The 23,026-nt window shown below is 75.1% G+C and carries 22 protein-coding genes and 2 pseudogenes; 17 read left to right on the top strand and 7 right to left on the bottom strand.

The features are described 5' to 3' along the window. Window positions 1-30 precede the first annotated feature (30 nt). Window positions 31-798, top strand: a complete 768-nt coding sequence (locus tag GCU69_RS14425; RefSeq protein WP_156206280.1) for an enoyl-CoA hydratase/isomerase family protein — start codon at window positions 31-33, stop codon at window positions 796-798. A gap of 404 nt (window positions 799-1,202) precedes the next feature. Then, window positions 1,203-1,718: an ATP-binding protein gene (locus tag GCU69_RS14420; RefSeq protein WP_176604574.1), complete on the top strand. Its 516-nt coding sequence runs from the start codon at window positions 1,203-1,205 to the stop codon at window positions 1,716-1,718. Between the two features lie 181 nt (window positions 1,719-1,899). Here the strand turns inward: GCU69_RS14420 and GCU69_RS14415 are convergent, their stop codons facing one another. From GCU69_RS14415 to GCU69_RS14405, 3 genes are all read right to left on the bottom strand, one after another. Beyond that, window positions 1,900-2,550 (bottom strand): GNAT family N-acetyltransferase, encoded by a 651-nt coding sequence (locus tag GCU69_RS14415; protein WP_098749651.1) that lies wholly within the window; start codon window positions 2,548-2,550, stop codon window positions 1,900-1,902. Between the two features lie 5 nt (window positions 2,551-2,555). Continuing rightward, a complete protein-coding gene (locus GCU69_RS14410) occupies window positions 2,556-2,867 on the bottom strand; it encodes a hypothetical protein (RefSeq protein WP_098749652.1) in 312 nt (103 codons plus the stop codon). A gap of 225 nt (window positions 2,868-3,092) precedes the next feature. Continuing rightward, window positions 3,093-3,647, bottom strand: a complete 555-nt coding sequence (locus GCU69_RS14405) for a glycoside hydrolase family 25 protein (RefSeq protein ID WP_098749653.1) — start codon at window positions 3,645-3,647, stop codon at window positions 3,093-3,095. Window positions 3,648-3,929: 282 nt separating this feature from the next. Between GCU69_RS14405 and GCU69_RS14400 the strand changes: the two genes are divergently transcribed. The 6 genes and pseudogenes from GCU69_RS14400 (at window position 3,930) to GCU69_RS14375 (ending at window position 9,934) form a co-directional block, all read left to right on the top strand. Beyond that, window positions 3,930-4,211: an acyl carrier protein gene (locus tag GCU69_RS14400; protein WP_098749654.1), complete on the top strand. Its 282-nt coding sequence runs from the start codon at window positions 3,930-3,932 to the stop codon at window positions 4,209-4,211. Next, window positions 4,208-5,680: a condensation domain-containing protein gene (locus GCU69_RS14395; RefSeq protein WP_156206278.1), complete on the top strand. Its 1,473-nt coding sequence runs from the start codon at window positions 4,208-4,210 to the stop codon at window positions 5,678-5,680. Before GCU69_RS14400 ends, GCU69_RS14395 begins: the two co-directional genes overlap by 4 nt. 107 nt (window positions 5,681-5,787) lie before the next feature. Continuing rightward, window positions 5,788-6,585, top strand: coding sequence for a sigma-70 family RNA polymerase sigma factor (locus GCU69_RS14390; RefSeq protein WP_235978477.1), 798 nt, complete (start codon window positions 5,788-5,790; stop codon window positions 6,583-6,585). Window positions 6,586-7,107: 522 nt separating this feature from the next. After that, window positions 7,108-7,737, top strand: a pseudogene (locus GCU69_RS14385) (DedA family protein); the annotation flags it as partial. 932 nt (window positions 7,738-8,669) lie between these two features. Further along, entirely contained in the window at window positions 8,670-9,299 is a 630-nt protein-coding gene (locus GCU69_RS34735) for a sensor histidine kinase (RefSeq protein WP_408055803.1), read from the top strand. Beyond that, window positions 9,290-9,934 (top strand): response regulator transcription factor, encoded by a 645-nt coding sequence (locus GCU69_RS14375; protein ID WP_170315850.1) that lies wholly within the window; start codon window positions 9,290-9,292, stop codon window positions 9,932-9,934. Before GCU69_RS34735 ends, GCU69_RS14375 begins: the two co-directional genes overlap by 10 nt. A gap of 436 nt (window positions 9,935-10,370) precedes the next feature. Here the strand turns inward: GCU69_RS14375 and GCU69_RS14365 are convergent, their stop codons facing one another. Continuing rightward, window positions 10,371-11,279 carry an aminoglycoside phosphotransferase family protein gene (locus tag GCU69_RS14365; RefSeq protein WP_235978475.1) on the bottom strand — a complete coding sequence of 303 codons (909 nt, stop codon included), beginning with the start codon at window positions 11,277-11,279 and terminating at the stop codon, window positions 10,371-10,373. 205 nt (window positions 11,280-11,484) lie between these two features. Between GCU69_RS14365 and GCU69_RS14360 the strand changes: the two genes are divergently transcribed. The 4 genes and pseudogenes from GCU69_RS14360 to GCU69_RS33715 form a co-directional block, all read left to right on the top strand. Then, on the top strand, window positions 11,485-12,651 hold the full coding sequence (locus tag GCU69_RS14360; protein WP_098749658.1) for a 2-deoxy-scyllo-inosose synthase: 1,167 nt from the start codon (window positions 11,485-11,487) through the stop codon (window positions 12,649-12,651). Beyond that, on the top strand, window positions 12,651-13,391 hold the full coding sequence (locus GCU69_RS14355; protein ID WP_156206274.1) for a cupin domain-containing protein: 741 nt from the start codon (window positions 12,651-12,653) through the stop codon (window positions 13,389-13,391). Before GCU69_RS14360 ends, GCU69_RS14355 begins: the two co-directional genes overlap by 1 nt. Next, the gene (locus tag GCU69_RS14350; protein WP_098749660.1) at window positions 13,388-14,188 is read left to right on the top strand and encodes an SDR family NAD(P)-dependent oxidoreductase; all 801 of its coding nucleotides are present in this window, start codon (window positions 13,388-13,390) and stop codon (window positions 14,186-14,188) included. Before GCU69_RS14355 ends, GCU69_RS14350 begins: the two co-directional genes overlap by 4 nt. A 252-nt stretch (window positions 14,189-14,440) precedes the next feature. Then, a pseudogene (locus tag GCU69_RS33715) lies at window positions 14,441-14,839 on the top strand (DegT/DnrJ/EryC1/StrS family aminotransferase); the annotation flags it as partial. Here the strand turns inward: GCU69_RS33715 and GCU69_RS33710 are convergent. Together GCU69_RS33710 and GCU69_RS33705 are read right to left on the bottom strand one after the other, a co-directional pair. Then, window positions 14,743-15,363, bottom strand: a complete 621-nt coding sequence (locus tag GCU69_RS33710; RefSeq protein WP_235978474.1) for a hypothetical protein — start codon at window positions 15,361-15,363, stop codon at window positions 14,743-14,745. The pseudogene GCU69_RS33715 and the gene GCU69_RS33710 overlap by 97 nt on opposite strands. After that, window positions 15,363-16,577: a hypothetical protein gene (locus GCU69_RS33705; RefSeq protein WP_235978473.1), complete on the bottom strand. Its 1,215-nt coding sequence runs from the start codon at window positions 16,575-16,577 to the stop codon at window positions 15,363-15,365. Before GCU69_RS33705 ends, GCU69_RS33710 begins: the two co-directional genes overlap by 1 nt. Before the next feature lie 154 nt (window positions 16,578-16,731). Between GCU69_RS33705 and murC the strand changes: the two genes are divergently transcribed. Together murC and GCU69_RS14330 are read left to right on the top strand one after the other, a co-directional pair. Then, the gene (gene murC, locus GCU69_RS14335) at window positions 16,732-18,282 is read left to right on the top strand and encodes a UDP-N-acetylmuramate--L-alanine ligase (protein ID WP_098749661.1); all 1,551 of its coding nucleotides are present in this window, start codon (window positions 16,732-16,734) and stop codon (window positions 18,280-18,282) included. Beyond that, window positions 18,272-19,570: an MFS transporter gene (locus GCU69_RS14330; protein WP_156206272.1), complete on the top strand. Its 1,299-nt coding sequence runs from the start codon at window positions 18,272-18,274 to the stop codon at window positions 19,568-19,570. Before murC ends, GCU69_RS14330 begins: the two co-directional genes overlap by 11 nt. Window positions 19,571-19,599: 29 nt before the next feature. On the opposite strand, the gene GCU69_RS14325 is transcribed toward GCU69_RS14330, so the two are convergent. Then, entirely contained in the window at window positions 19,600-20,511 is a 912-nt protein-coding gene (locus GCU69_RS14325) for an alpha/beta fold hydrolase (RefSeq protein WP_156206271.1), read from the bottom strand. Between the two features lie 134 nt (window positions 20,512-20,645). Between GCU69_RS14325 and GCU69_RS14320 the strand changes: the two genes are divergently transcribed. From GCU69_RS14320 to GCU69_RS14310, 3 genes are all read left to right on the top strand, one after another. Further along, the gene (locus GCU69_RS14320; protein ID WP_098749694.1) at window positions 20,646-21,254 is read left to right on the top strand and encodes a TetR/AcrR family transcriptional regulator; all 609 of its coding nucleotides are present in this window, start codon (window positions 20,646-20,648) and stop codon (window positions 21,252-21,254) included. Window positions 21,255-21,649: 395 nt separating this feature from the next. Further along, window positions 21,650-22,744 carry a baeRF2 domain-containing protein gene (locus tag GCU69_RS14315; protein WP_098749695.1) on the top strand — a complete coding sequence of 365 codons (1,095 nt, stop codon included), beginning with the start codon at window positions 21,650-21,652 and terminating at the stop codon, window positions 22,742-22,744. Between the two features lie 14 nt (window positions 22,745-22,758). Next, window positions 22,759-22,962, top strand: a complete 204-nt coding sequence (locus tag GCU69_RS14310) for a hypothetical protein (RefSeq protein ID WP_098749664.1) — start codon at window positions 22,759-22,761, stop codon at window positions 22,960-22,962. The last annotated feature ends 64 nt before the right edge of the window (window positions 22,963-23,026 follow it).

The raw sequence follows: 23,026 nt of genomic DNA, 5'->3' as shown, positions 1-23,026 counted from the left end.
GCGCCGTGAACGGCCGCTAACCTGCGGGGCATGACTGTGAACTTCGAGGTGGCCGAGGGCGTCGGCACCATCCGGCTGGACCGTCCCCCGATGAACGCGCTGGACGTCGCCGTCCAGGACCGGCTGCGCGAGATCGCGGAGGAGGCCACCGAGCGCGACGACGTACGGGCCGTGGTCATCTGGGGCGGCGAGAAGGTGTTCGCGGCCGGCGCGGACATCAAGGAGATGCGGGACATGGACCACGCGGCCATGGTCAAGCGCTCCAAGCTCCTCCAGGACTCCTTCACGGCCGTCGCCCGGATCCCGAAGCCCGTCGTCGCCGCCGTCACCGGTTACGCCCTCGGCGGCGGCTGCGAGCTGGCCCTCTGCGCCGACATCCGGATCGCCGCCGACAACGCCAAGCTGGGCCAGCCCGAGATCCTGCTCGGGCTCATCCCGGGCGCGGGCGGCACCCAGCGGCTGGCCCGGCTCGTCGGCCCGGCGAAGGCCAAGGACCTGATCTTCACGGGCCGTCAGGTGCGGGCCGACGAGGCCCTCGCCATCGGCCTCGTCGACCGGGTCGTCCCCGCCGCCGAGGTCTACGAGCAGGCGCACGACTGGGCGGCGAAGCTCGCGAAGGGCCCGGCGATCGCGCTGCGCGCCGCCAAGGAGTCCGTGGACGCCGGGCTGGAGACCGACATCGACACCGGTCTGGCCGTCGAACGCAACTGGTTCGCCGGGCTGTTCGCCACGGAGGACCGGGAGACCGGGATGCGCAGCTTCGTGGAGGAAGGCCCCGGGAAGGCGAAATTCCGCTGACCGGGAGTGCGCGGTTGGCCGCCCCGGGGCGGCCACCCGCCCGGGGCACCGCCGCGGGAGGGCGGAGGACCGCCGGGCACTGGACGTTCACCGGTCACGGGAGGGCCGCCGGGCACTGGGGGACCGCCGGTCACCGGACGACTGCCGGTCACCGGACTCCCGTCGGTCACCGGAGACGCGGGTCGCTGGACGCCCGTCGGGGACGGGAGGCCGCCGGTCACCGTGAACACCGGCCAACGGACGACCGCCGGGCACCGGAGACGCCGGTCGCGGGAGGACCGCCGGGCACGGAAGGGCCGCCGGTCACCCTGAACGCCGGCACCCGGGGACCGGCTGCGGGCGGCCGTCGGTGATCGGCGGGGCGTAATCCTCCGGTTCCAGCCCGTGACGGGCTCCGAGCGGCCATGATGGAGAGCATGGCTGGGCTCGAAGGTGTGGAACGGCCGCGGCGCAGGGCCGATGTGCCCGCGACCGGACGGACGCCGTCCACCGCGGACGAACAGGCGCGGGGGGCGCTCGGACTCTTCGGGGATCCGGCCGCCGAGGAAGTCCGGCTCCCGTCCCGCCCGGAATCGGCCGGCGCGGCCCGCCGGCTGGCGGAGTCCGTCGTACTGCGCAAATGGGCACTGTCGCCGCAGCTCGCGGAGCATGTCGTGCTGCTCGTCTCGGAACTGGTCGGCAACGCCGTACGGCACACCGGCGCCCGCACGTTCGGCCTGCGCATGCTGCGCCGCCGGGGCTGGATCCGTGTCGAGGTCCGCGACCCGTCCCGGGGACTGCCCTGCCTGATGCCCGTCCAGCCGCTCGACATCAGCGGCCGGGGACTGTTCCTGGTGGACACCCTCTCCGACCGGTGGGGCGTGGACCTGCTGCCGTGCGGCAAGACCACCTGGTTCGAGATCCGCGTCGCCGACCGCTGAGCCGGGCCCGGGGACCGGGATCCGCGGTCGGCGGCATGACGGGGCCGGTGGTGCGAGGGCCGGGGCCGGTGGTGCGAGGCCCCGAGGTCGGTGGTGCGAGGGCCGAGGCCGGTAGTCCGAGAGCCGCGGTCGGCGGTACGAGAGCCGAGGTCCGGGGCCGGTGGTCCGCGCCGCGGTCCGTTCATGGAGCCACCAGCAGCGCTTCCGCGCCGACGGGCCGGAACCCGGCAGCCTGGAAGGCCCGGACGCTCGCGGCATTGCCCGGCGCCTGCTGGGACCAGAGCGGACCGCCGTCGGGCACGAGATGCCGGGCCGCCTCGGCGAGAGCCCGGCCGAGCCCCTTGCCGCGGAGGGCGCCGTCCACTTCGACGGCCGTCTCCCAGCGTCCGGCGACGCCCCGGCCCATCACCAGCACCCCGCCCTCGGCCGTGCACCAGACCCGTACGTCGTCGCGGAACGCCAGCGCGCGGACCACCCGCGGATGGTCCCGGTCCTCGATCTCGTGCAGCGACAAGGCGGGCGGGCCGGGCAGGGCGCGGGCGACGGTCAGCAGGTCGGTGTTGTTCACCAGCCGGCCGGTACGGGTCATGAGGGCGGACAGGAACGACGGGGACAGCGCGGCGCCGAGCGGATCGCTCGGCACCTCCGCCAGCCGGGCGCGGACCCAGGCCGGATCCTCGTCCGTGAAGACCACGGCATGAGCCGTCAGGGACAGCACGCCCGCGTCCCGGGGGTTCGGCTGGGGCAGCACCGTGACGGAGCCGTCGGGCGGCGGGAACGCGCCGTGGGCGGCGTCGGCGAGCAGGGAGGCGAGACCCCGGGCGGCCGGCACAGCCGTCACCGGCGGCTGGGCCGCTGGGTGCCGGCGCGGCGCCTGCGGTCGTTGCACAGCAGGCACTTGCCCCAGCCCGGCGGCAGCGGGTCGTCCTTGTCGCCGTGGAGCGGGTCGACGGCGCCGCGCGGATGCTCGGGACAGCCCGTCGAGCCCTGCTCGCCGGTGAGCGCGGTCGCGGAGCCCAGCGCCCTGCGCAGGGCGTCGACAAGCTCGGCGGTCTGCTCGGCGGACGGCGCCGCCGGGTCCAGGTTGAAGGCGATGTCCTGTGCCGTGCTGAGCGCGGTGCGGAGCTCGCGCAGGTCTGCGTAACCCATGCCCAGGAGCTTATGCGCCGCGACTGACAGCGGCGCCGCCGTCCCGGGCACGGAGTCTGCGCACCGGGCACGGAGTCTGCGCACCGGGCACGGAGACGGCGTACCGGCACGGAGACGGCGTACCGGCACGAAGCCGGTGGACGGGCGGGGAGGGGCCGCCCGGCGCGGTCGGGCCGTCCGAAGCGAGCGGACCGGGGGCGGCCACCGGTCCGGGACGGCCGCCGGTCAGGACTTCTTCGCCCAGGCCCGCAGCGCGTCCTTGTCGCGGAACCGGCCGACGTTCTTGTCGAGAGGCGTGTCGGTGTACTGGTGGAACCGCCACTCCGCCTCGATCCGCGGCTCGCCCTTGGTGACGTAGTCGGCGATCCACAGCCCGTCCCCGGCAGCGGACGACGTGTCGTGCCGCCGCCAGAACGTCCGGTTGCAGTACAGGATCACGCGGTGGTCCGGCCGCAGCTCGCGCACCTCGTCGAGGAACCGGTCCTTGTCCTCGCCGCTCGCACGGGTGCCGTCGGCGGTCACCTCCCAGTCCGCGGCGAGCACGTCGCCCTTCTCCGCGCCGCACCGCTCGGTGAAGTACCGGGCCTGCTCCGCGATGTCACCGGGCCACAGGAAGTGGTAGAAGCCCACGACACAGCCCGCCTCCCGGGCCCGCCGTGCCTGGTCGGCGCGGTGCGGATTGCTGTACGAACGGCCCTCGGTGGCCTTGACGAAGACGAAGTCGCATCCGGAGGCGGAGTATTGGGGCTGGTGGGAGCTGACGTCGATGCCGTTGATCACTGGCGTTCTCCTCCCGGTGGGGCGGCGGTCTCCTTCCAGATTTCCCGCCCGGACAGGCTGCCAAGGGTCACGGGGCACGGCGAACGGATGTCGGAAACCGCCCCCGGGCGGTGCCCGGCGAGCCACCGCGGGCCGGGAGCAAGCCGCCGACAAGAACGCGAGGGCATTCTCGTCCGTGTTACCCGGTGCCGCGTCCCGAGCGCGGGCAGCGTCGCCGCCCGGCGCCGGGTACGGCCGTTCCCGTGTCCCGGAACGCATACGGGTGACCGAAGGAGTGGAGCGATGACAACTGCCGCACCGGAAGCAGCGACCGAACCGACGACCAGGTGGATCACCGAGCAGGTCGCCGGGCACACCCGGTTGCCCGTGAGCGCCATCGCCCCGGACGTCCCGCTCGGTGACTACGGCCTCGACTCGCTCACCGGGTTCGCCGTCGCGGCCGCCGCCGAGGACCACTTCGGTGTGGCCGTCGACACCACCGCGCTCTGGGACCACGCGACCGTCGGGGAGCTGGCCGGCCTCCTCGACCGCATGCTGGCGGCCGCGGAGGCGGACGACGCGTGACGGGGAACGACGCACCACCGCACCCCCGGTTTCCGCTGCTCGCGGCGCAGCAGAGGATGTGGGCACAGGGCGCGGCCGCGCCGGCGGACCCGGCTCACAACTGCGGTGCCTACGTGGAGATCCGCGGGGACCTCGACCCCGTCCTGCTGGAGCGCGCGCTGCACACGGCGCTGGCCGGGACGGAGGCGCTGCGCGTCCGCTTCGGCCAGGACCACAGCTTTCCCTGGCAGTGCGTCGTCCCGGCGGACGAGGCACCGCTGCCCCGCCACGACCTGTCCGGCCGGACCGGCCCCGCCGACGCGGCCGCCGCCTGGATGGCGGAGCGGCTGGACGAGGGGAGCGACCCGCGTTCCGGGCCGCCGTACGAGCACGCCCTGCTCACGCTCGGGGAGCGGCACCACCTGCTCTTCCTCCGCCACCACCGGGTCGTCGCCGACACCTACAGCCGCCACCAGTACCTGCGCCGCGTCGCCGAGGTCTACACGGCCCTGGCCGCCGGCTCCGACGTGCCCGGGAGCCGTGCCGGGACCCTGACCCAGCTGGTCGGCGAGGAGATGGCCTACCAGCACTCCGGGCAGGCCGCCCGGGACGAGGCGTACTGGCGCGAGGTGCTCGCCGCCCCGTACCCGGAGACCGGACCCGCCGGGCGGGACGGTGCCGCGGCCGTCCGGCCGCTGCGGGCGGCGGCCCGGCTGCCGGACGAGGTCGTCGCCGCGCTGCTCGGCACGGCCCGTGAGGCGCGCACCCGCTGGTCCGCCGTCCTGATCGCGGCGCTGGCCGCCCATCTCGGCGAGCGGGCCGGCACCGACGACGTCGTACTCGGGCTGATGGTCGCCGGGCGGCTCACCCGGGCGGCGCTGAACACCCCGGCCAACCTGGCCAACGAACTGCCGCTGCGGCTGCGCACCCCGGCGCCCGCCCGGACCGCGGGACCGGCCGGACCGGCCGGAAGAGCGGGAAGAGCGGGAAGAGCCGGTGCGGATGACGCCTTCGCCGCGCTCGTCGGACAGGTCTCCGAACGCGTCGGCGGGGCGCTCCGCCACCAGCGCCACCGCTTCGGCTCACCGGACGCGCCCGCCGGTCACGGACACGGATACGGCGGGCCCGGCCGCACCTCCGTCAACATCCTGTCCTTCGAGCGTGGCCTGCGGTTCGGCGACTGCGTCACGACGCTGCGCACCCTGGCCGCCGGACCGGCCGACGGCCTGCGGCTCAACGTGTCCGGCGACCCGCAGGCGGGCCGCGGCCTGACGCTGGAGTTCGCGGCCGGCCCGGGAGTCTGCACCGCCGGTGAACTGGCCGGGCGGCTGGAGGAGTTCACCGAGTCACTGCGCCGGTACGCCGCCGCGCCGCTACGGGGCACGCCCGCGCCGGTACGGGGCAAGTCCGCCCGGTCCGTGTCCGCGTCGCCCGTCACCGCGTCGCCCGTCCCCGCGCCGTCCGTGTCCGCGCCGGCCGGGGCGTCGTGACCGTCGCGGCCGGACCGGTGAGCGGCCGCGGCTCCGGCTGCGCGCCCGGTCCGTACCGGGACGGCAAGGCCACGGCAAGAACGGGGCGCAAGCATCGCGAGAGTCCGGTGCGGCCCGCACCCCGGCGCCGCACCGCTCGTGCCACCCGGCGGCCCGACCGCACCGCCGACAGACCCGACCGCACCGCCGGCCGGCTTGACCGCACACCCGGCAGCACCGACACCGCCGGCACCATCACCGGCTCCACCCATTCCACCAACAGCAACACCGGCACCACCAGCACCGACCGCACCACAGACGAGGACAGCCCCATGACCGCAGTCGCCGTATGCGCCCCGACCCGGACGGAGAGCGGGAGCGCACCCGGGCGGCGGCCGGGCCCGGACGGGTGCCCGCCCGACGAGATGTTCTTACGGAAGCTCTACGAGGAGCACGGCGGCCCGCTCCTGCGGTTCGCCGCACGGCTGCTGAACGGCGACTGGCACCGGGCCGAGGACATCCTCCAGGAGACCGCCATGCGGGCCTGGCGGCACTTCGGCACGCCCGCGCCCCCGGCGGACGACCTGCGGCCCTGGCTCTACACGGTGGTGCGCAACCTCGTCATCGACGACTACCGGGCCCGCCGCTCCCGGCCCCAGGAGGTCGGCGACGAGGCGATGGCCGGCCTGCACACCGGTGACGAGTTCGACCACGCCCTCACCGCGCAGTTGCTGGCGGAGGCCGTCGACGGCCTCGCCGCGCACCAGCGGGAGGTGCTGCTCCACCTCTACTACGTCGGCCACAGCGTCGCCGAGACCTCCCGAGTGCTGGGGATACCGCCCGGCACCGTGAAGTCGCGGTCCTTCTACGCGATCCGCCGGCTGCGCGAGACCCTGGCGGCCCGCGGCGCGGGCGGGTGCGGATGAGACGGCGGACCGGCCGAGCGGGACCGTCCCGCCGAGCGCGGCCGTCCCGTCGCGGAGGGCCGTGTCCCCGCGGTGGGGCCCGCAGCCGCGGGTGAACGTACGGCCGTGCCGTCGCGGGTAGCCGTACGCCCGCGCCGTCGCACGTAACCGTACGGCCGTGCCGTCGCAGGTGACCGGACCGCTGGGCAGGACCGTACGTACCCTCGCGCGTGCCGGTACCGCCGTGCACGGCCGTACCGGCACGCGCGACCGGGCCGTCCGTGCCGGGGAGCCGGTCCCGCCGCTGCGCTCCTGCCTTCCCGCTCCCGCTTCCCGGCCGGGCCTCGCGGCCCCGCTCCCCGGCCCCGCTTCCCGGGCGCGGAGCCGCCGCCGGGGTGCGGTCTTCCACAGGACGCGCCTGCGGTGAACCGCCGGAGCCCGGGTGGTGCACCGCATACCGCGCCGGGGCGCACATTCTTAGCGTTGCGGGTACGCGGTCGGGAAGGCCGCGGCCGCCCAGCCACGCGTACAGAGGTGTGTTCCATGCAGTCAGTGATTCCGGTCGCGTCCGCCGAGACCGCAGACCCCGGCGGACTCGCCGGATGGGCCGCGGGGCTGGTGGAGTCACTCGGCGGCCCGGGAGCGGGCCTCGCCGTCGCGCTGGAGAACCTCTTCCCGCCGCTGCCGAGCGAGGTGATCCTGCCGCTCACCGGCTTCGCCGCCGGGCAGGGCGTGCTCAGCCTGGCGTCCGCGCTGTTCTGGACCACGCTCGGTTCCGTCGTCGGCGCCACCGCCCTCTACGGACTGGGGATGCTGCTGGGCCGCCGCCGGATGTACGCCCTGTGGGCGAGGCTGCCGCTGCTGAAGCCCGCGGATCTGGAACGCACGGAGGAGTGGTTCGCCAAGCACGGCACGAAGGCGGTGTTCCTGGGGCGGATGGTGCCGATCTTCCGGAGTCTGATCTCGGTGCCCGCCGGGGTCGAGCGGATGCCGTTGACGGTCTTCGTGGGGCTGACCGCGTGCGGCTCGCTGATCTGGAACAGCGTGCTGGTGCTGGCCGGCTACTGGCTGGGTGACCGCTGGGAGCTGGTGGGGGACTATGTCGGGGTGTTCTCCAAGGTGGTGCTGGTGCTCGTCGCGGTGGCGTGCGCGGCGTTCGTCGCCAAGCGGCTGTTCTCCGGGAAGCCCTCCGGGAGGTCCTCGCGGAAGTCCTCCGGAGGGGCCTCGGGCTCTTCCGGGGGTTCCTCCGGCTTCTCCGGGGAGTCCTCCCGCGATCCGGGCCGCGATCCGGGCCGCGCGCCGGGTGGCGGGGCCGGGCGCAGGCCGGGCCGGAGGTCGGCGCGTCACCGGGGCCGTTCGTGAGCGGTGCCGCGTCCCCGGCGCGCCCCGCGTCCCCAGCCGGGCCCGCCACCGGCCCGGCCGCGCGCCGGGCCGCCGGGGTGCTCGCCGGAATCGGCACCGGCCTCGCCTCGCTGCTGTACCTCGCGGTCGCCGGCGGCGCGCTGGGCCTGTTCCTGCTGTGGCCGCGCACCCGGGCCGCCGCGCTGCGGCTGCTGACCGCGGGGGCCCGCCGGCTGGTCGCGCTGGAACTCCGGCGCCGCGCCGCGTTCTTCGGCGACCGCTTCCCGCACGAGCGTGACGTGCCGCACGGGTCAGCTTCCCCGTACGGGCCCGCCTTCCCGTACGGCCCGGGCGCTCCGCACGACGGGGCTTCCCCGGACGCCCGCGCCCTCCGGCACGCCCGCGCCTTCCCGTACGAGCCCGCCTCCCCGTACGGGCCCGCCTCCTCCCACGACCGCGGCTCCCCGTACGACCGCGGCTCCCCGTACGACCGCGCCGCGGGCACCCGGCTTCTCGCCCATCTCGCCGCGCGGGCGGGCACCGGCGTGCTGACCGGTGTGGTCGCCGGTCTGCTGGTCCTCGGCGCCGTGCTGGCCGGGGTGCTGGTGGCGGGACTGCTGCTGGGCAGCGTGAGCTGGGCGGAGCTGCTGGGCCAGACGGTGCTCGGCGGCGTACTGCTGTTCCTCGACGTACAGGGGCTGATCGCCCTCGCCGCCCTCGACGACCGGCTGGCCCGGATGCACTTCGGCCCCTCCGAGCGGGAGTTGCTGGAGCGCCGTATCGACGAGCTGGCCGCGAGCCGTGCCGGAATCCTCGAAGCCGTCGACGCCGAACGCCGCCGGATCGAGCGGGACGTTCACGACGGGGTGCAGCAGCGGCTGGTGGCGCTGGCCATGCTGCTCGGCCGGGCCCGCCGCAGCAAGGACCCGGAGCACGGCGCGGAACTGCTCCGGCAGGCGCACGAGGCCTCCCGCGAGGTCCTCGGCGAACTGCGCGAGGTCATCTGGCGGGTGTACCCGACGGCGCTGGACAGCCTCGGCCTGAAGGAAGCCCTGGCCGGGGTCGCCGAGCGGTGCTCGCTGCCGCTGCGGATGGACTGTTCCGTACCGCCCGGGCTGCCGGGACCCGTCGAGACCGCCGCCTACTTCGTCGTCTCCGAGTCGGTCACCAATGCCGCCAAGCACTCCGGCGCCCGCCGGGTCACCGTCACCGTCGGGCAGCACGGCGCCGTGCTGCGGGTGACGGTCGAGGACGACGGGACCGGCGGCGCTGACCCGTCCGGCAGCGGCCTCTCCGGGCTCCGGCAGCGGGTCGCCGCGCTGGACGGGGCCTTCACCGTCAGCAGCCCGCCCGGCGGGCCCACCACGATCACCGCGGAGTTGCCGTGCGCGTAATCCTCGCCGAGGACTCGACCCTGCTGCGGGAGGGACTCGTCCGGCTGCTGGCCGAGGAGGGCCACGAGGTGCTCGCGGCGGTCGGCGACGGCACGGCGCTGGTACGGGAGACCGAACGGCACCGGCCGGATCTGATCGTCGTGGACATCCGGATGCCGCCCACCCACACCGACGAGGGCCTGCGGGCCGCGCTGGACATCCGTGAACGCCTGCCGGAGACCGGTGTGCTCGTGCTGTCCCAGCATGTCGAGAAGGACTATGCCGTGCGGCTGCTCACCGCCGACACCGCCCGGATCGGCTATCTGCTGAAGGACCGGGTCGCCGAGGTCGACGAATTCCTGGACGCCCTGGAGCGGGTGCACGCGGGCGGCACGGCCATCGACCCGGAAGTCGTACGACAGCTGCTCGCCCGCACCACCCACACCGACCCGCTCGCCCGGCTGACGCCACGGGAGCGGACGGTGCTGGACGCGATGGCGCAGGGCCACACCAACACCGGCATCGCGGAGAAGCTGCACATCTCCCGGAGCGCGGTGGAGAAGAACGTCAACGCGGTGTTCGACAAGCTCGAACTGCCCCACACCGCGGCGTACAGCCGCCGGGTGCTGGCCGTGCTCCGCTATCTGGAGACCTGACCGTCCGGACCCCGGGGGCGACGGCCCCGGGGTCCGGCACCCGACTCCCGGCTCCCGGCTCCCGGCTCCCGGCTCCCGGCTCCCGGCTCCCGGCTCCCGGCTCCCGGCACCCGACTCCCGGCACCCGGCACCCGACTCCTGGCTCCCGGCACCGACTCAAGGCTCCGACTCCGACTCCGGCATCGACTCAAGGCTCCGACTCCGACTCCGGCTACGACTCCGACTCAAGGCTCCGGCTCCGGCTTCGGGTTCCTGCTTCGGAACGCCCGGCTCCCGGCCCGGGGCTGCGGGTTCCGGGGTCCCGAGCCGTCGGCTCCCGGGGACGGCCGCGCTCCCGGGCCGGCCTGATCCCGGACGTCCGCGCCCCCGGACCGGCCTGCCCCCGGCCACCCGTGCTGCCGGCCGCCCGCGCAGTCCGCGCGGCCCGCCTCCCGGGCTATCCCGCCAGTGCCTGGTTGATCTGCCGGGTGGTCTGTTCGGCGATCCGGGCGTCGACGTCCGCGTAGGCGGTGTAGGCGGTGAGACCCGTGGTCAGCGCCCAGCCGCGGCCGCGCAGCCAGGTGGCGTCGTCGCTTCCCAGGGCGCTGCGGAAGACGTCCCTGCTGGCGGGCGTCATCAGCGTGTACGCGATCTCCAGGTCGCCGGCCGGGTCGCCGATCGCCAGGCCGCCGAAGTCGATGACGGCGCTGAGCCGGCCGTCGCGGGTCAGCAGATTGCCGGTGTGGAAGTCCCCGTGGATCCACACCGGGGGACGGTCCCAGGCGGGAGCGCCGAGGGCCGCGTCCCACAGCCGGGTCATGGCCGCGCCGTCGAACACGCCGTCGACTCGCGCGATGGCCGCGCGCGTCACCTCGTCCCGGTCGGCGAGGGTGCCGGGGACCAGGTCCTCGGGGAAGCCGCCCGCGGACAGGGCCGTCGGCTCCTCCGGTTCGTAGCGCTGGAGGGCCAGCAGGAACCGCGCCAGTTCGCGCGCGACCGCGGGCGAGTCGCCCAGCGCCTCGGCGGTCGCCACCTCCCCGTCGATCCAGCGGGCCACCGCCCACCGCCAGGGGTAACCGAAGCCGGGCTCGCCCACCGCCACCGGCACCGGGACGGTGAGGGGGAGATGCGGGGCCAGCCGGGGAAGCCACTCGTACTCCTTCCTGGCCTGGCCGATCGCCCCGGCGTGCCGGGGCAGCCGCACGGAGAGCCGGTCCCCCAGCCGGTGGATGACGTGGTCCGAGCCGGCGGGGTCGACGAGCGTCAGGGGCAGTCCGGCCCACTGCGGGAACTGGCTGTCGACCAGGCGCCGGACCAGAGCGGTGTCGATGGCGGGCCTGGTGTCCTCGGTGTACCCGGTCGTCAAGAGCTGCTCCTGGAGTCGGTCGGGAGGGCGGCCGGACAGCCGTCGGCGGTTGCCGGCCGCGTCAGCATAGCACCCAGGAGGCAAGTTTGTTGGCATGATCGGAGCTGTCCGTGAAGTCAAGACTTTTGCCTCATTGAGGCAAAGTATTGCCAGGTGCTCCGCGGGTCGACTACGTTGCTCCCGCCCCCGACTCCCTGGAGTAGACGTGACCACCTCGGCAAGAAGCACTGCCGGACTCGACCGCACGGTCCGTTTCGGCGACGTCAGCTACGACTTCCACGTGCGGCACGGCCACGGCGCGTGGCACGACATGGGCCAGCGGTTCGCCCGGCTCGACGCCGACCGCTTCGTCGTGGTCGCCGACACCGGCGTTCCGGCCGGCCTGGTCGCCGAGACGGAGGCGCACCTCTCCGCGCTGGCCCCGGTCCACCTGCTGCCCGTACAGGCCGCGGAGACCGAGAAGAACCTCGTCGCGCTCGACCGGATCGCCGAACGCGCCCTGCGCGGCGGCATCACCCGCCGCTCCGTCGTCGTCGCGCTGGGCGGCGGCCTCGTCGGCAATCTCGCCGGGCTGCTGGCCGCGCTCGTCTTCCGCGGCGTCCGCCTGGTCCACATGCCCACCACCCTGCTGGCCATGAGCGATTCGGTGCTGTCCCTGAAGCAGGCCGTCAACTCCCGCTGCGGCAAGAACCACCTGGGCACCTTCCACGCCCCCGCCCTGGTCTGGAACCACCTCGACTTCCTCAAGTCGCTGCCCGCCGACGAGATCCGCTCCGCGCTCTGCGAGCTGGTCAAGAACGTCCTCGGGATCGTCCCCGAGCGCTTCGACGAGACCGCCCGGCTGCTCCGCCCCGACGCCCGCTACACACCGGACGCCCTGATCTCCTTCATCGAGCTGTGCCTGGACGCCAAGACCTCCGTGATGCGGGAGGACGCCACCGAGAAGCAGCAGGCCCTGGTGCTGGAGTACGGGCACACCGTCGGCCACGCCGCCGAACTCCTCAGCGAGGGACGCCTGCGGCACGGGTACGCCATCGGGCTCGGCATGCTGGCCGCCGCCCGCGTCTCGGGCGAACTCGGACTGCTGGACCGCTCCGACGAGGCGGCACACCACGTGCTGCTCACCCGCAACGGCGCGCCGACGACCCTGCCCGACGGCCTCGACCCCGACGCCCTGCTCGGCATCGTCCGCCTGGACAACAAGCGCGGCTACGTCGCGGCCCGCCCCGGCAGCTGCGACCTGATCCTGCTGGAGGGCCTGGGCCGCCCGCACCGCCCCGGCGGCGGCATGATCACACAGGTGGACGAGGACGTCCTGCGCACCGGGATCGAGTCCGTGCTCGCCGCCCGCCCCGCCCTGGTGCGTGCGTGATGGCCACCGTCGTGCGCGGCGAGCGCCGCCCCTTCGGGCCGATAGCGAACGACACGTCCGGCGCGGCGGTCACCTACCGCCAGGTCGGGGGCGAGGGCGTGTGCCGCTGGAAGACGCTGATGAACGGCATGCACCTGGAAGGCATGTGGAACTGCGTGGAGTACGTGGTGATCGAGCCCGGCGCCTGGGTGGGCGAGCACGTCCACCTGCGCACCGAGGAGATCTACCACATCGTCTCCGGGCGCGCCGTCGTCACCATGGACGGTGTGGAGTCCGAGGCCGTCGCGGGCGACCTCGTCACCACGCCGATCGGTTCCTCGCACTCCATCGCCAACCGCGGGACGAGTGACATGCACTTCTTCGTCACCGAGGTCTTCCCCGGCGAGGGACCGGCCGCCGCGCCCGCGCAGCTCCACGTGCCGGACCTGCTGACCGCCGGCGCGGAGCCCGGGCACCGCAGCGCCGAGGTGGACCTGACCCCGCACTTCACCGGCGACTGGCGGTGCTTCCGGCTGGTCGAGGTCCCGGCCGGGGGCGCGCTCCGGGAGCGGGTGCCCGCCGGCCGCAGCATCGTCCTGCATGTGCTGGAGGGCCGCGCGGTGGTCGCCGTCGACGGAACCGAGCACAGCGGGGAGCCCGGCCTGTCCGTGGCCGTACCGCCCGGTTACGCCTACGAGCTGAGCGGTCCCGCGGACGGCGGGCCGGTCCGGTTCGTCGTCACGGAGGTGGGGGTGGCATGAAACTCGGCCTTGCGGAACGCAGTGCCCTGGTCACCGGTGCCGCGAGCGGGATCGGGGCCGAGACCGCGCGCGTGCTCGCCGCGGAGGGCGTCCGGCTGGGGCTCGTGGACCGCGACGAGGAGGAACTCGCCCGGCTGGCCAAGGAACTGTCGGCGGTCACCGAGGTGACGGCGGTCACCGCGGACCTCGGCGACGGCCCCGGCGTGGCCCGGGGCGTCACCGCCGTGCTCGACGCCTTCGGCGGGCACACGGACGTGCTCGTCAACAACGTCGGGCAGTGCCGGGCCCGTGCCTTCGGCGAGCTGTCCGACGAGGACTGGCTGCACACCTTCGAGGTCAACTTCCTCAGCGCCGTCCGCGCGGTACGGCTCGTGCTCCCCGGCATGCGCGACCGCGGCCGCGGCAGCATCGTCACCAACGCCTCCGACCTGGCCCGGCAGCCGGAGGCGGGACCGGCCGACTACCAGGTCTCCAAGGTCGCCCTGCTCAGCCTGACCAAGAGCCTGGCGCTGTCCGAGGGGCCCGCGGTACGGGTCAACGCCGTGGCCCCCGGCCCGGTGTGGACCCCGCTGTGGACCCGCCCCGGCGGCTTCGCCGAGACCCTGGGGGACGTCCACGGCAGGGACGCCAGGGAGGCGGTGGAGTACGAGATGAGCAAGCGCCAGCTGCCGCTCGGGCGGATGGGCGCGCCCGAGGAGGTGGCCCGCGTCATCGCGTTCCTGGCCTCCGACGCGGCGTCCTTCGTCACGGGATCGGTCTGGGGCGTCGACGGCGGAACCATCCGCGGTCTGCTCTAGGGGGTTCGACGGGCACCGCACTCGCCCTGCACGGCGGCACCCCGGTCCGCGCCGGCCGGCCCTGGCCCCGCTGGCCGCGCCCCGCTCCGGGCGCGGCCGCCGCGCTGACCGAGGTGCTGCACGCGGGCCGGTGGTCCGTGGCCGCCCCGTACACCGGCGGGCCGGCGCGGGACCGGCGGTTCGCGGAGTGCTTCGCCGCGTATCTCGGCGTGCGGCACTGCGTACCGACGGCCAGTGGCACCGCGGCCGGTGATGACGGCCCTGGAGGCGTGCGGTGTCGGCGCGGGCGACGAGGTCGTGGTGCCCGCCCTGTCCTGGTCCGCGGCCGCGTCCACCGTGCCCGGCGTCAACGCGGTGCCGGTCTTCGCCGACGTCGACCCGCGCACGCTGTGTCTCGACCCGGCCGCGGCCGAGGCGGCGATCACGCCCGCGACGAGGGCCCTGGTGGTGGTGCACCTGTACTCGGCGCCGGCCGATCTCGATGCGCTGCGGGCGGTCGCGGACCGGCACGGACTGCCGTTGATCGAGGACAGCGCGCAGGCCCACGGCGCCGGCTACCGCGGCAGGGCGGCGGGCACGACCGGCGACGTCGGGACGTTCAGCATGCACCACACCAAGGTGCTCAGCAGCGGTGAGGGCGGGGCGGCCGTCACCGACGACGCGTACCTGGCCCGGCGCATCGAGCAGCTGCGCGCGGACGGCCGCTGCCGCGCGGAGAGCCCGCCCGAGTCCGGCGTGCCGGAACTCGTGGAGACCGGCGAGCTGATGGGCAGCAACCGCTGCCTGTCGGAGCGGCTCTGGGGCTGCGCCCCCAGGAGACCTCGGAGGGCACCACCGGCCGGACGTACTTCGGGTACGCCGTCGCCCTGCCCGAGGAGGAGTTCGCGGGCGTCCCACCGGAGGCCGTGGCCCGCGCGCTCACCGCCGAACTCGGGCCAGCCGTGCGGCAGATCTACCGGCCGCTGTACGACAGCCCGCTCCACGTCGCGGCGTTCCGGCGCCGTTTCGACCCGGCGCCCGGTCATCTGGAGCGGCTCGACCCGGGCCGGTACGACCTTCCCGTCAGCCACCGGGCCGCCCGGTTCTTCCTCACCTTCCACCACGCGGCGCTGCTGGGCTGCGAGGACGACATGCGCGACATCGCCGAGGCGTTCCGGCGGGTCCGCGACGCCCATCACCGGCTGGTCGGCCGACCGGCCGGGGAGCCTCCGGCGGCCTCCGGGGCCTCCCGGCCCTCCGCGGACGCCGCCACGGAGGCCGCCGGAGGCACCGCCTCCGTCACTCCGGTCCCCGTCACTCCGGTCCCCGTCACTCCGGTCTCCGTCACTCCGGTCTCCGTCGCTGGGGTCTCCGTCGGTCCGGCCTTTGCAGCTCCCCCATCCGCCGCGGCACCCGCGGGGGCGGCCGCCGCGCACAGCCTGCGGAGGGAGCGGACCGCTGACCGGATCTCCAGCAGGAAGTCGGCCGCCGCCGGAGGCCGGGCCAGCGCGGCCGGCGCGGCGTCGGGCGGGCTGCCGACCGTGTCGACCTCGGCGCCGTGCGGCAGGGTGAGCATCCGCACCGCGGCGGCGTGCTGCGCGGGCACGTTGACGGCGCTGGTCACCGCGAGCACCCGGTCGCCCGGGCCCAGCTCCGCCAGGTGCCGGGCGAAGAAGGCGTACGTGTCGGCCGTATGGGCGCGCCGCCGGCCGGGCTCGCCGGACGGTGCCGCCGCGACGCGGACGGGTGTTCCCCGGGCGGTCCGGTAGTGCCGCACCCCCCAGGTGCCGCCGACGAGCGGCGAGCGTTCGCCCTCCACCCGGGCCGCCGCGCCGGCGCCGCCCAGCCGGAAGGCGGAGCGGGTGACGAAGTCCAGTGCCGCGTACTCCTCGTCGAGGTGCGGGGCGCCCACCGCCGCGGCCACCTCCCGTTCGTCACCGCTGAACGGCCGGTGGCCGCCCAGCGCGGTGACGCGGTCCGCGGTCACCCGCCCGGAGTCCAGCAGCCGGGCCGCGTGGGCGGTGCGCAGCAGGCAGCCGCGGACGGTGCCGCCGAGAATCAGCAGGTGGTCGTAGCGGCCGTGCCGGGGGCCCGTTCCGCCGCAGAGGCCCAGCGCGCGGGCGGCGGCCAGGGCCAGCCGCTCCTGCTCCCCGGTCAGCGTCAGCGGTAGGGCCTGGTGCCGCTCCCGACCCCGCCGGGTGTCCCAGCGGTCCGTGAACGCGTCGAGCCGTGCCAGGCGTGCCGTCACGCCGCCCGAGCGCCGTTCCAGGTCGCGGACCAGCGCGTGGTCCGCCGCGTCCCGGGCGAAGGCCGCGACGAGCGCCGGCAGCGCCGGGGTGGCCAGCCAGCTCCCGGCGTCCGCCACGGCGCTCGCGGCCCTGCTCGCCGCGGCTTTCGCGTCCCGATCCACGCTGTCCCCTTCTTGCCTCGGATGACCCGGCCCCGTAGCGGTACGGGCACATGGAGACCGTATCGTTCGCAGCTTCTATTGCCAATGATGGGCAATATATGGCAACGTCGGTCTCCCCCGGCACGGATCCGCTTCACGGAAGGCCCGGAGCAGCATGACGAAGCCTCAGTCCCCGGCACGTCCCACCGGCACCGGGCCGCTGCCCGGTTCCCCGGCCGCCCTCGCACGGGCGGCGGTCTCCCGTCCCCGCCCGGCCTCCGCCGGGGAGGCCGGGTTCGCGCGGGCCCACTTCGTCGGCATCGGCGGCGCCGGCATGAGCGGCGTCGCCCGCATCCTGCTGGCCGCCGGTGTGCCCGTCTCCGGCAGTGACACCAAGGAGTCCCGCAACGTGGAGGCGCTGCGCTCGCTCGGGGCGGTGGTGCACATCGGCCACGATGCGGCGCACGTGCGGGGCGCGAGCCGGGTCGTCACGTCCAACGCCCTGCGCGACGACAACCCCGAGGTGCGCGCGGCCCGGGAGCTGGGCCTCCCGGTGGTGCACCGCGCCGGGGCCCTCGCGGCCGTGATGGCCGGCGGGCACCGCGTCGCCGTCGCCGGGACGGCGGGCAAGACCTCCACCACCGGCATGCTGACCGTGATCGCCCGTCAGTGCGGGACCGACCCGTCCTTCGCCGCCGGCGCGAACCTCGGCGGCGCCGGGACCAATGCCCACCGCGGGAACAGCCCCCTGTTCATCGCCGAGTCCGACGAGAGCGACAGCTCCTTCCTGCTGCTCGAGCCGGACACGGCCATCGTCACCAATGTCGGCGACGACGACCACATCGACCTGCACGGAACCGCCGAGGACTACGCCCGCGCCTTCGAGCGCTTCGTGGAGAGGCTCCCCGCGGACGGGCTGCTCGTCGCGGGCGTGGACGACCCCGGGGCCGCCCGCCTGGCCGACCACGCCCGCGGCCGGGTGCGGGTCCGCACCTACGGCGAGTCGCCCGGCGCCGATCTGCGGCTGTCCGGCCTCACCGTCGGCCCCGAGGGCACGGTCTGGGATGCCGCGCTCGACGGCGTACCGCTGCCGCCCGTACGGCTGCGGGTCCCCGGCCGGCACATGGCGCTGAACTCGGCCGCGGCCCTGCTCACCGCCGTCGAACTGGGCTTCTCCGCCCGGGACGCGATCGGCGGGCTGGCGGCCTACCAGGGGGTCGCGCGGCGCTTCGAGTTCAAGGGCGAGGCCGCCGGTGTCCGGGTGTACGACGACTACGCCCACAACCCCACCAAGGTCCGCGAACAGCTGCGCGCCGCGCGTTTCGTGGCGGGGGAGGGGCGCCTGGTCGTCGCGTTCCAGCCGCCGCTGTTCACCACCACCCGGCGCTTCCCCGCGGAGTTCGGCGCCGCGCTGGGGCTGGCCGACGAGGTGGTCGTCTCGGACGTCTCGCGGGCCCGGGAGGAGCCGCTGCCCGGCGTCACCGGGGAACTGATCGCCCGCCGGATACCGCTGCCGGGCGGCCACGTGACCTACTGCCCCGAGGCGGAGCGGTTCCTGCCCGTGCTGCGGGACCTGGTCCGGCCCGGGGATCTCGTGCTGACCATGGGCACCGGTGACATCACCACGGTGGGGCCGCGGCTCCTCGACGAACTGGCCCGCCGCGGGCCGGCCGTCGCTGAGGCCGCGCGGATCCCGGCCCCCGCGGCGGCCGGTGATGGCGGCTGACCCCGTAGCGGACACGGACCGGGAGCGGCGGCCCGCCGGCCGCCGGCCGCCGGAGGAACCGCCCGGCGAGGCGCGGGAGGCGGCGGGAGGGGCGGGCCGGCACGCGCTCTGGAACCGGGACTTCGGGCTGTTCTTCGGCGCCCGTACGATCGCCAAGTTCGGCGACGGCATGGTGCCCGTGGCCCTGGCGACCGGACTGGTGGGGGCCGGGGAGGGCACCTTCGCGGTGTCGTTCGCCCTCGGGGCCTGGACCGCCTGCTTCGCCGGCTTCGTCCTCTTCGGCGGTGTGCTCGCCGACCGCTTCTCCGCCCGGCGCATGATGGTGCTGGCCGACCTGCTCCGGCTCGTCGTCACCACGGCGCTCGTGTTCGTCTTCGCGGCGGGGCAGCCGGTCCTGTGGCTGGTCTACGTGCTCAGCGCGGTCAACGGCGTCGGCACCGGTCTCTTCCAGCCCGGCATCGCCAGTACGATCCCCGCCGTCACGACCGAGGTGCAGCGCGCCAACGCCGTGGTCCGCGTCTCCGAGTCGCTGATGGCCATGGCCGGCCCGGCGGCGGCCGGCGTACTGGCGGGCCTCGGCGGAGCCTCCGCGCTCTTCGCCGTCAACGCCGCGACCTTCGGCGTCAGCGGGGTGTGCCTGTTCCTCATGCGGCGCGCGCCGGCCGCCCACGGCGACGGGCGGTCCATGCTGCGGGATCTCGTGGACGGCTGGCGGGGCTTCCGCTCCCGGACCTGGCTGTGGTCCGTCATCGCCGTCTGGACGGCCTACTCCCTGGTCGTCCTCGGCCCCATGCTGCCCCTCCAGGCCGTCCTCATCACCCGGGACCACGGGGCGTCCGCGCTGGGCACCATGCTGGCCGTGCAGGGGGCGGGCAACGCCGCGGGCGGTCTGCTCGCCATGCGGCTCCGCCCCCGGAAACCCCTGGCGGCCGGGGCGCTCGCCCTGCTCGGCCTCACCGCCAACGTCGCGGCTCTCGCCCTGGGCGCGCCGCTGCCGCTCCTCGGTGCGGCCTTCTTCGCCGGCGGGGCGGGACTGGCGTTCTGGGTCGTCATGTGGTCGACCGCGGTCCAGACGCATGTCCCGGCGCACGAGCTGAACCGGGTGCACGCGTACGACGTCGCCGGGTCCGTGGCCATGCTCGCCGCCGGGCGCGCCCTGGCCACCCCGGCGGCGCACTGGCTCGGCGCCCGCGAACTCCTGCTGGGCGCCGCCGCGCTCAACGTCGGGGTGGTCGCGGTGCTGCTGCTGGTCCCGGCCGTCCGCGGGCTCCGCCGGGCGGACGGCTGAGCCTGCGGACGGCGGGACCTGCCGGGCCGTCAGCCGACGGAGTCCATGAAGTCCAGCATCCGGCGGTTGACCTCCGCCGCGTGGTCGATCTGCGGTCCGTGGCCGGTGTCCGAGACGATCTCCGCCCGGGCGCCCGGCACCAGACGCGGAACGCGCTCCGCCTGCCGCCGCGGGTGCACGAGGAGGCTGCGCCTGCCGAGCACCAGATAGAGCGGGGTGCGGATGCCGGCCAGCTCCTCCTCGGACAGCGGGAGAGGGGCCGGGCGCCGGACGCGGTGGGCGCGGACGCCCTCCCGGATCATCGTGCGCAGCTCCGGCATGACGAGCACCGGCTGCTCCAGCCAGGCCGCCAGCCGCGGGCGCAGCGCCCGCGGGGCGAAGGTGGCGAAGTAACCGGCGAAGATCCACACGAAGAAGCGCAGTCCCACCTTCTCCAGGCCGCCGGGGTCGAGGAGGGTGACCGAGGCGAGGCGGCCGGGCCCGCGGTGCGCCTGGTTGAGGGCGAGCCATCCGCCGTAGGAGGAGCCGACCAGGTGCACGCGGTCGAGCCCGAGCCCGGCCAGTGTCTCGTCCAGCCACCGTGCGGCGTCTTCGGGCCGGTGGAGAGGGGTGCGCTGCACGCTGCGGCCGGGGTCGCCCGGTGTGTCGATCGCGTAGACCGGGCGGCCGGCGCTGAGGGCGGGGGTGTTCGGGTACCACATGGCGGAGCAGGAGCCCGCGCCGTGCACCAGGACGACGGGGGTGCGGGAGCGGCCGGCCGGGTCCGCGGGGCCGTACCGGTAGACGTGCGTGGTGCCGAAGGACGTCTCCACGTCCTCCTCCGCGAGCGCGGGCGCCCCGAGGGCGTAGACCGCGTCGCACGCGGCGAAGTAGCGGTCACGCCGGTCATCGCTCACATAGCGGCCGACATCGGTCCGGGCGCGGGCAACGGATGCGGGCACGCGGCCACCTCCGGGATCGTACGGATTTTCGTGATACGAACGTACCACGATGTTGGTACAGCTGTATCATCGACGGCCGCGGCAGCCCGTGACAGGGCCCGGACCAGCCGAAACGACGAATGGAGCAGCGGTCGATGCCCAAACGCGTGGACCATGCCGAACGGCGTACCGCGATCGCCGAAGCGCTCGTCCGGGTCGCCGGCCGGCGCGGGCTGCACGCTGTGGGGATGCGCGACGTGGCCGCGGAGGCGGGCGTGTCGCTGCGGCTGGTGCAGTACTACTTCGAGACCAAGGAGAAGTTGCTGCTCTTCGGGCTGGAGCATCTCGCGCAACGGTTCGGGCAGCGGTTCGCCGCCCGGGCCGGGGCCGCCGGGGACGACCCGGGACCGCGCGCGACGGCGGAGGCGCTGCTGATGGCGGCGCTGCCCACCGACGAGGAGAGCCGCACCTTCCACCACCTCTACACCTCGTACGCCGTTCTCGCCGTGCACGACCGGGCCCTCGCCGCCCAGCCCTTCATCAAGAACCCCGACGCCGCCGAGGACATCCTGACCGGGCTCATCCGGGAGGCGCAGGAGGCGGACCAGGCGCCGCCCGGTGTGGACGCGCGGCTGGAGGCGGTCGGCCTGCTCGCCATGTCCGCGGGGCTCGGCACCAGCGTTCTCGTCGGCCAGCGCAGCCCCGAGTCGGCCGGCGCGGTCCTGACCCACCAGCTGGACCGGATCTTCCGGGGCCGCCACTGACCGCGGGCCTGCCGCGGGGGCCGCGCCCGGCGGCGGCGTCCGGTGACCGTGCCCGGCGGGCCCCCGGTGGTGGCGTGCGGAAGCTGCCGCGGGGGCCGCAGTCGGCGGCGTGCGGAAGACGGGCGGAACGCCGACGGGCGCACGGATCCGCCCGCACGCGTCTCCCGGGCCTGGCCGCCCGCACGGGTCTCCCGGCCCTGCGGCGGCCGCATGCGCCCCCCGGGCCTGCGGCGGCCGTCGCCGCGGGGCGTCGCCCGTCTGGTCCATTCCCCGCTCCGGCAGCGAGCGCAGCGGAGGCGCGGACGCCTCTCATGCCGTCCAATGGGAGATGGCGGGCCGATGCGCTGCTCGCGTCCGGACTCCGAAAGGTGGAAGGGCTGATCAGCCCGTCGATCATGGATCTTGGGTTCCTTCAGACCCTGTACGAGGGTGACGCTCCTGTCGTGTCGGTCCACCTGGACACGACGCGTACGACGCACGACGCCGACAAGCAGATCGAGCTGCGCCGGCGGGCGGCGCGCCGGTCGCTGGGCGAGCAGGGCGCGGACGAGGAGACCCTGCGCGTGCTGGACGACGTGATCGGCGGCGTCGCCGAGGTTCCCGGGCCCCAGGGCGAGGCGCTGTTCGCCTCGGCCGGGAAGCTGCTGGGGGCCTTCACGCTGGCGGAACCGCCCGCTGCCGACAGCGCGCGGCTGCTGCCGGTGCCCGACCCGCTGGGGCTGGCGATCGACAGGGACCACCAGCTTCCGCACGTCGTCGTCGCCGTGGACCGCGAGGGAGCGGACGTCGAGGCGTACCCGGCGGCGGCGCACGAGCCGTCCTTCCAGCGCACCTTCAACGGCAGCACGCTCCACATCAGCCGGGTGAAGGCCGGCGCCGAGGCGAAGGCGTCCTTCCACCGGCGGTCGGTCAATCTGTGGACCGAGAACACCGGGCAGGCGGCGGCCGACGTGCGGCAGGCGGCGGCCGACGTGGACGCCGCCGTGATCCTGGTCGCCGGAGACCCCAAGGCGGTGGGGCTGCTGCGCGAGCACCTGACGGCACAGCCCCCGGCCGGTGAACTGGTCTACATCGAAGGGGGCCGCACCGACGCGTCGGCCCGGGAGGGTCTGCGGGAGAGCGTCGACGCCGCCGTGCGCGAGGCCATGACCGCCCGCCACCGGAGCGTGCTGAACATCCTGGAGGCGGAACTGGCCGGCGGCCGCGGGCTGCAGGGCATCCCCGCCGTGAAGGAAGCACTCGCGGAGGGGAAGGTGGAGACGCTGCTGCTGGCCGCCGACCGCTCCGCCGACCCCGAGCTGTACGGGTCCCGCCGCGACCCGCGCGTGGTGGGCACCGACCCGGCGGCGCTGGGGGACGACCCGACGGTGTTCAGCGCGCCCGCGGCGCCGCTGCTGTTGCGCTCGGCCGTCGCCGGCGGGGCCGCCTTCACGGAGATCCTGCCGCCCGCCCGCGCGACGGACGGCGTCGCCGCCCTGCTGCGCTACTAGCACGGAGGAATCCGATGGAACAGTCCAAGGTCCACCACTGGGTCGTGACCCTTCAGGCGGCAGCCGCCGGACCGCGCACCGTCGAGGGGACCGTGCTCATCGGTCCGGGGGAGACGCGGCAGCAGGTCTACCGCCGTGTGGTGTCCGCCGTGAGCGAGGAGACCGGCGTGGCGGAACCCGCGGTGATGTTCTTCGCCCTGGAGCCCGACGAGTTCTAGGGAACGGCCCGGGAGAGCCGCCCCGGCAGGCCGTGCCGGGACACCGCCCCGGGAAACCGCCCCG

Source organism: Streptomyces lycii, from assembly GCF_009735685.1.
Classification (GTDB): Bacteria; Actinomycetota; Actinomycetes; order Streptomycetales; family Streptomycetaceae; genus Streptomyces; species Streptomyces lycii.
The sequence above is the reverse complement of the archived record's forward strand: the minus strand, read 5'-3'. Positions and strand labels throughout refer to the sequence as shown.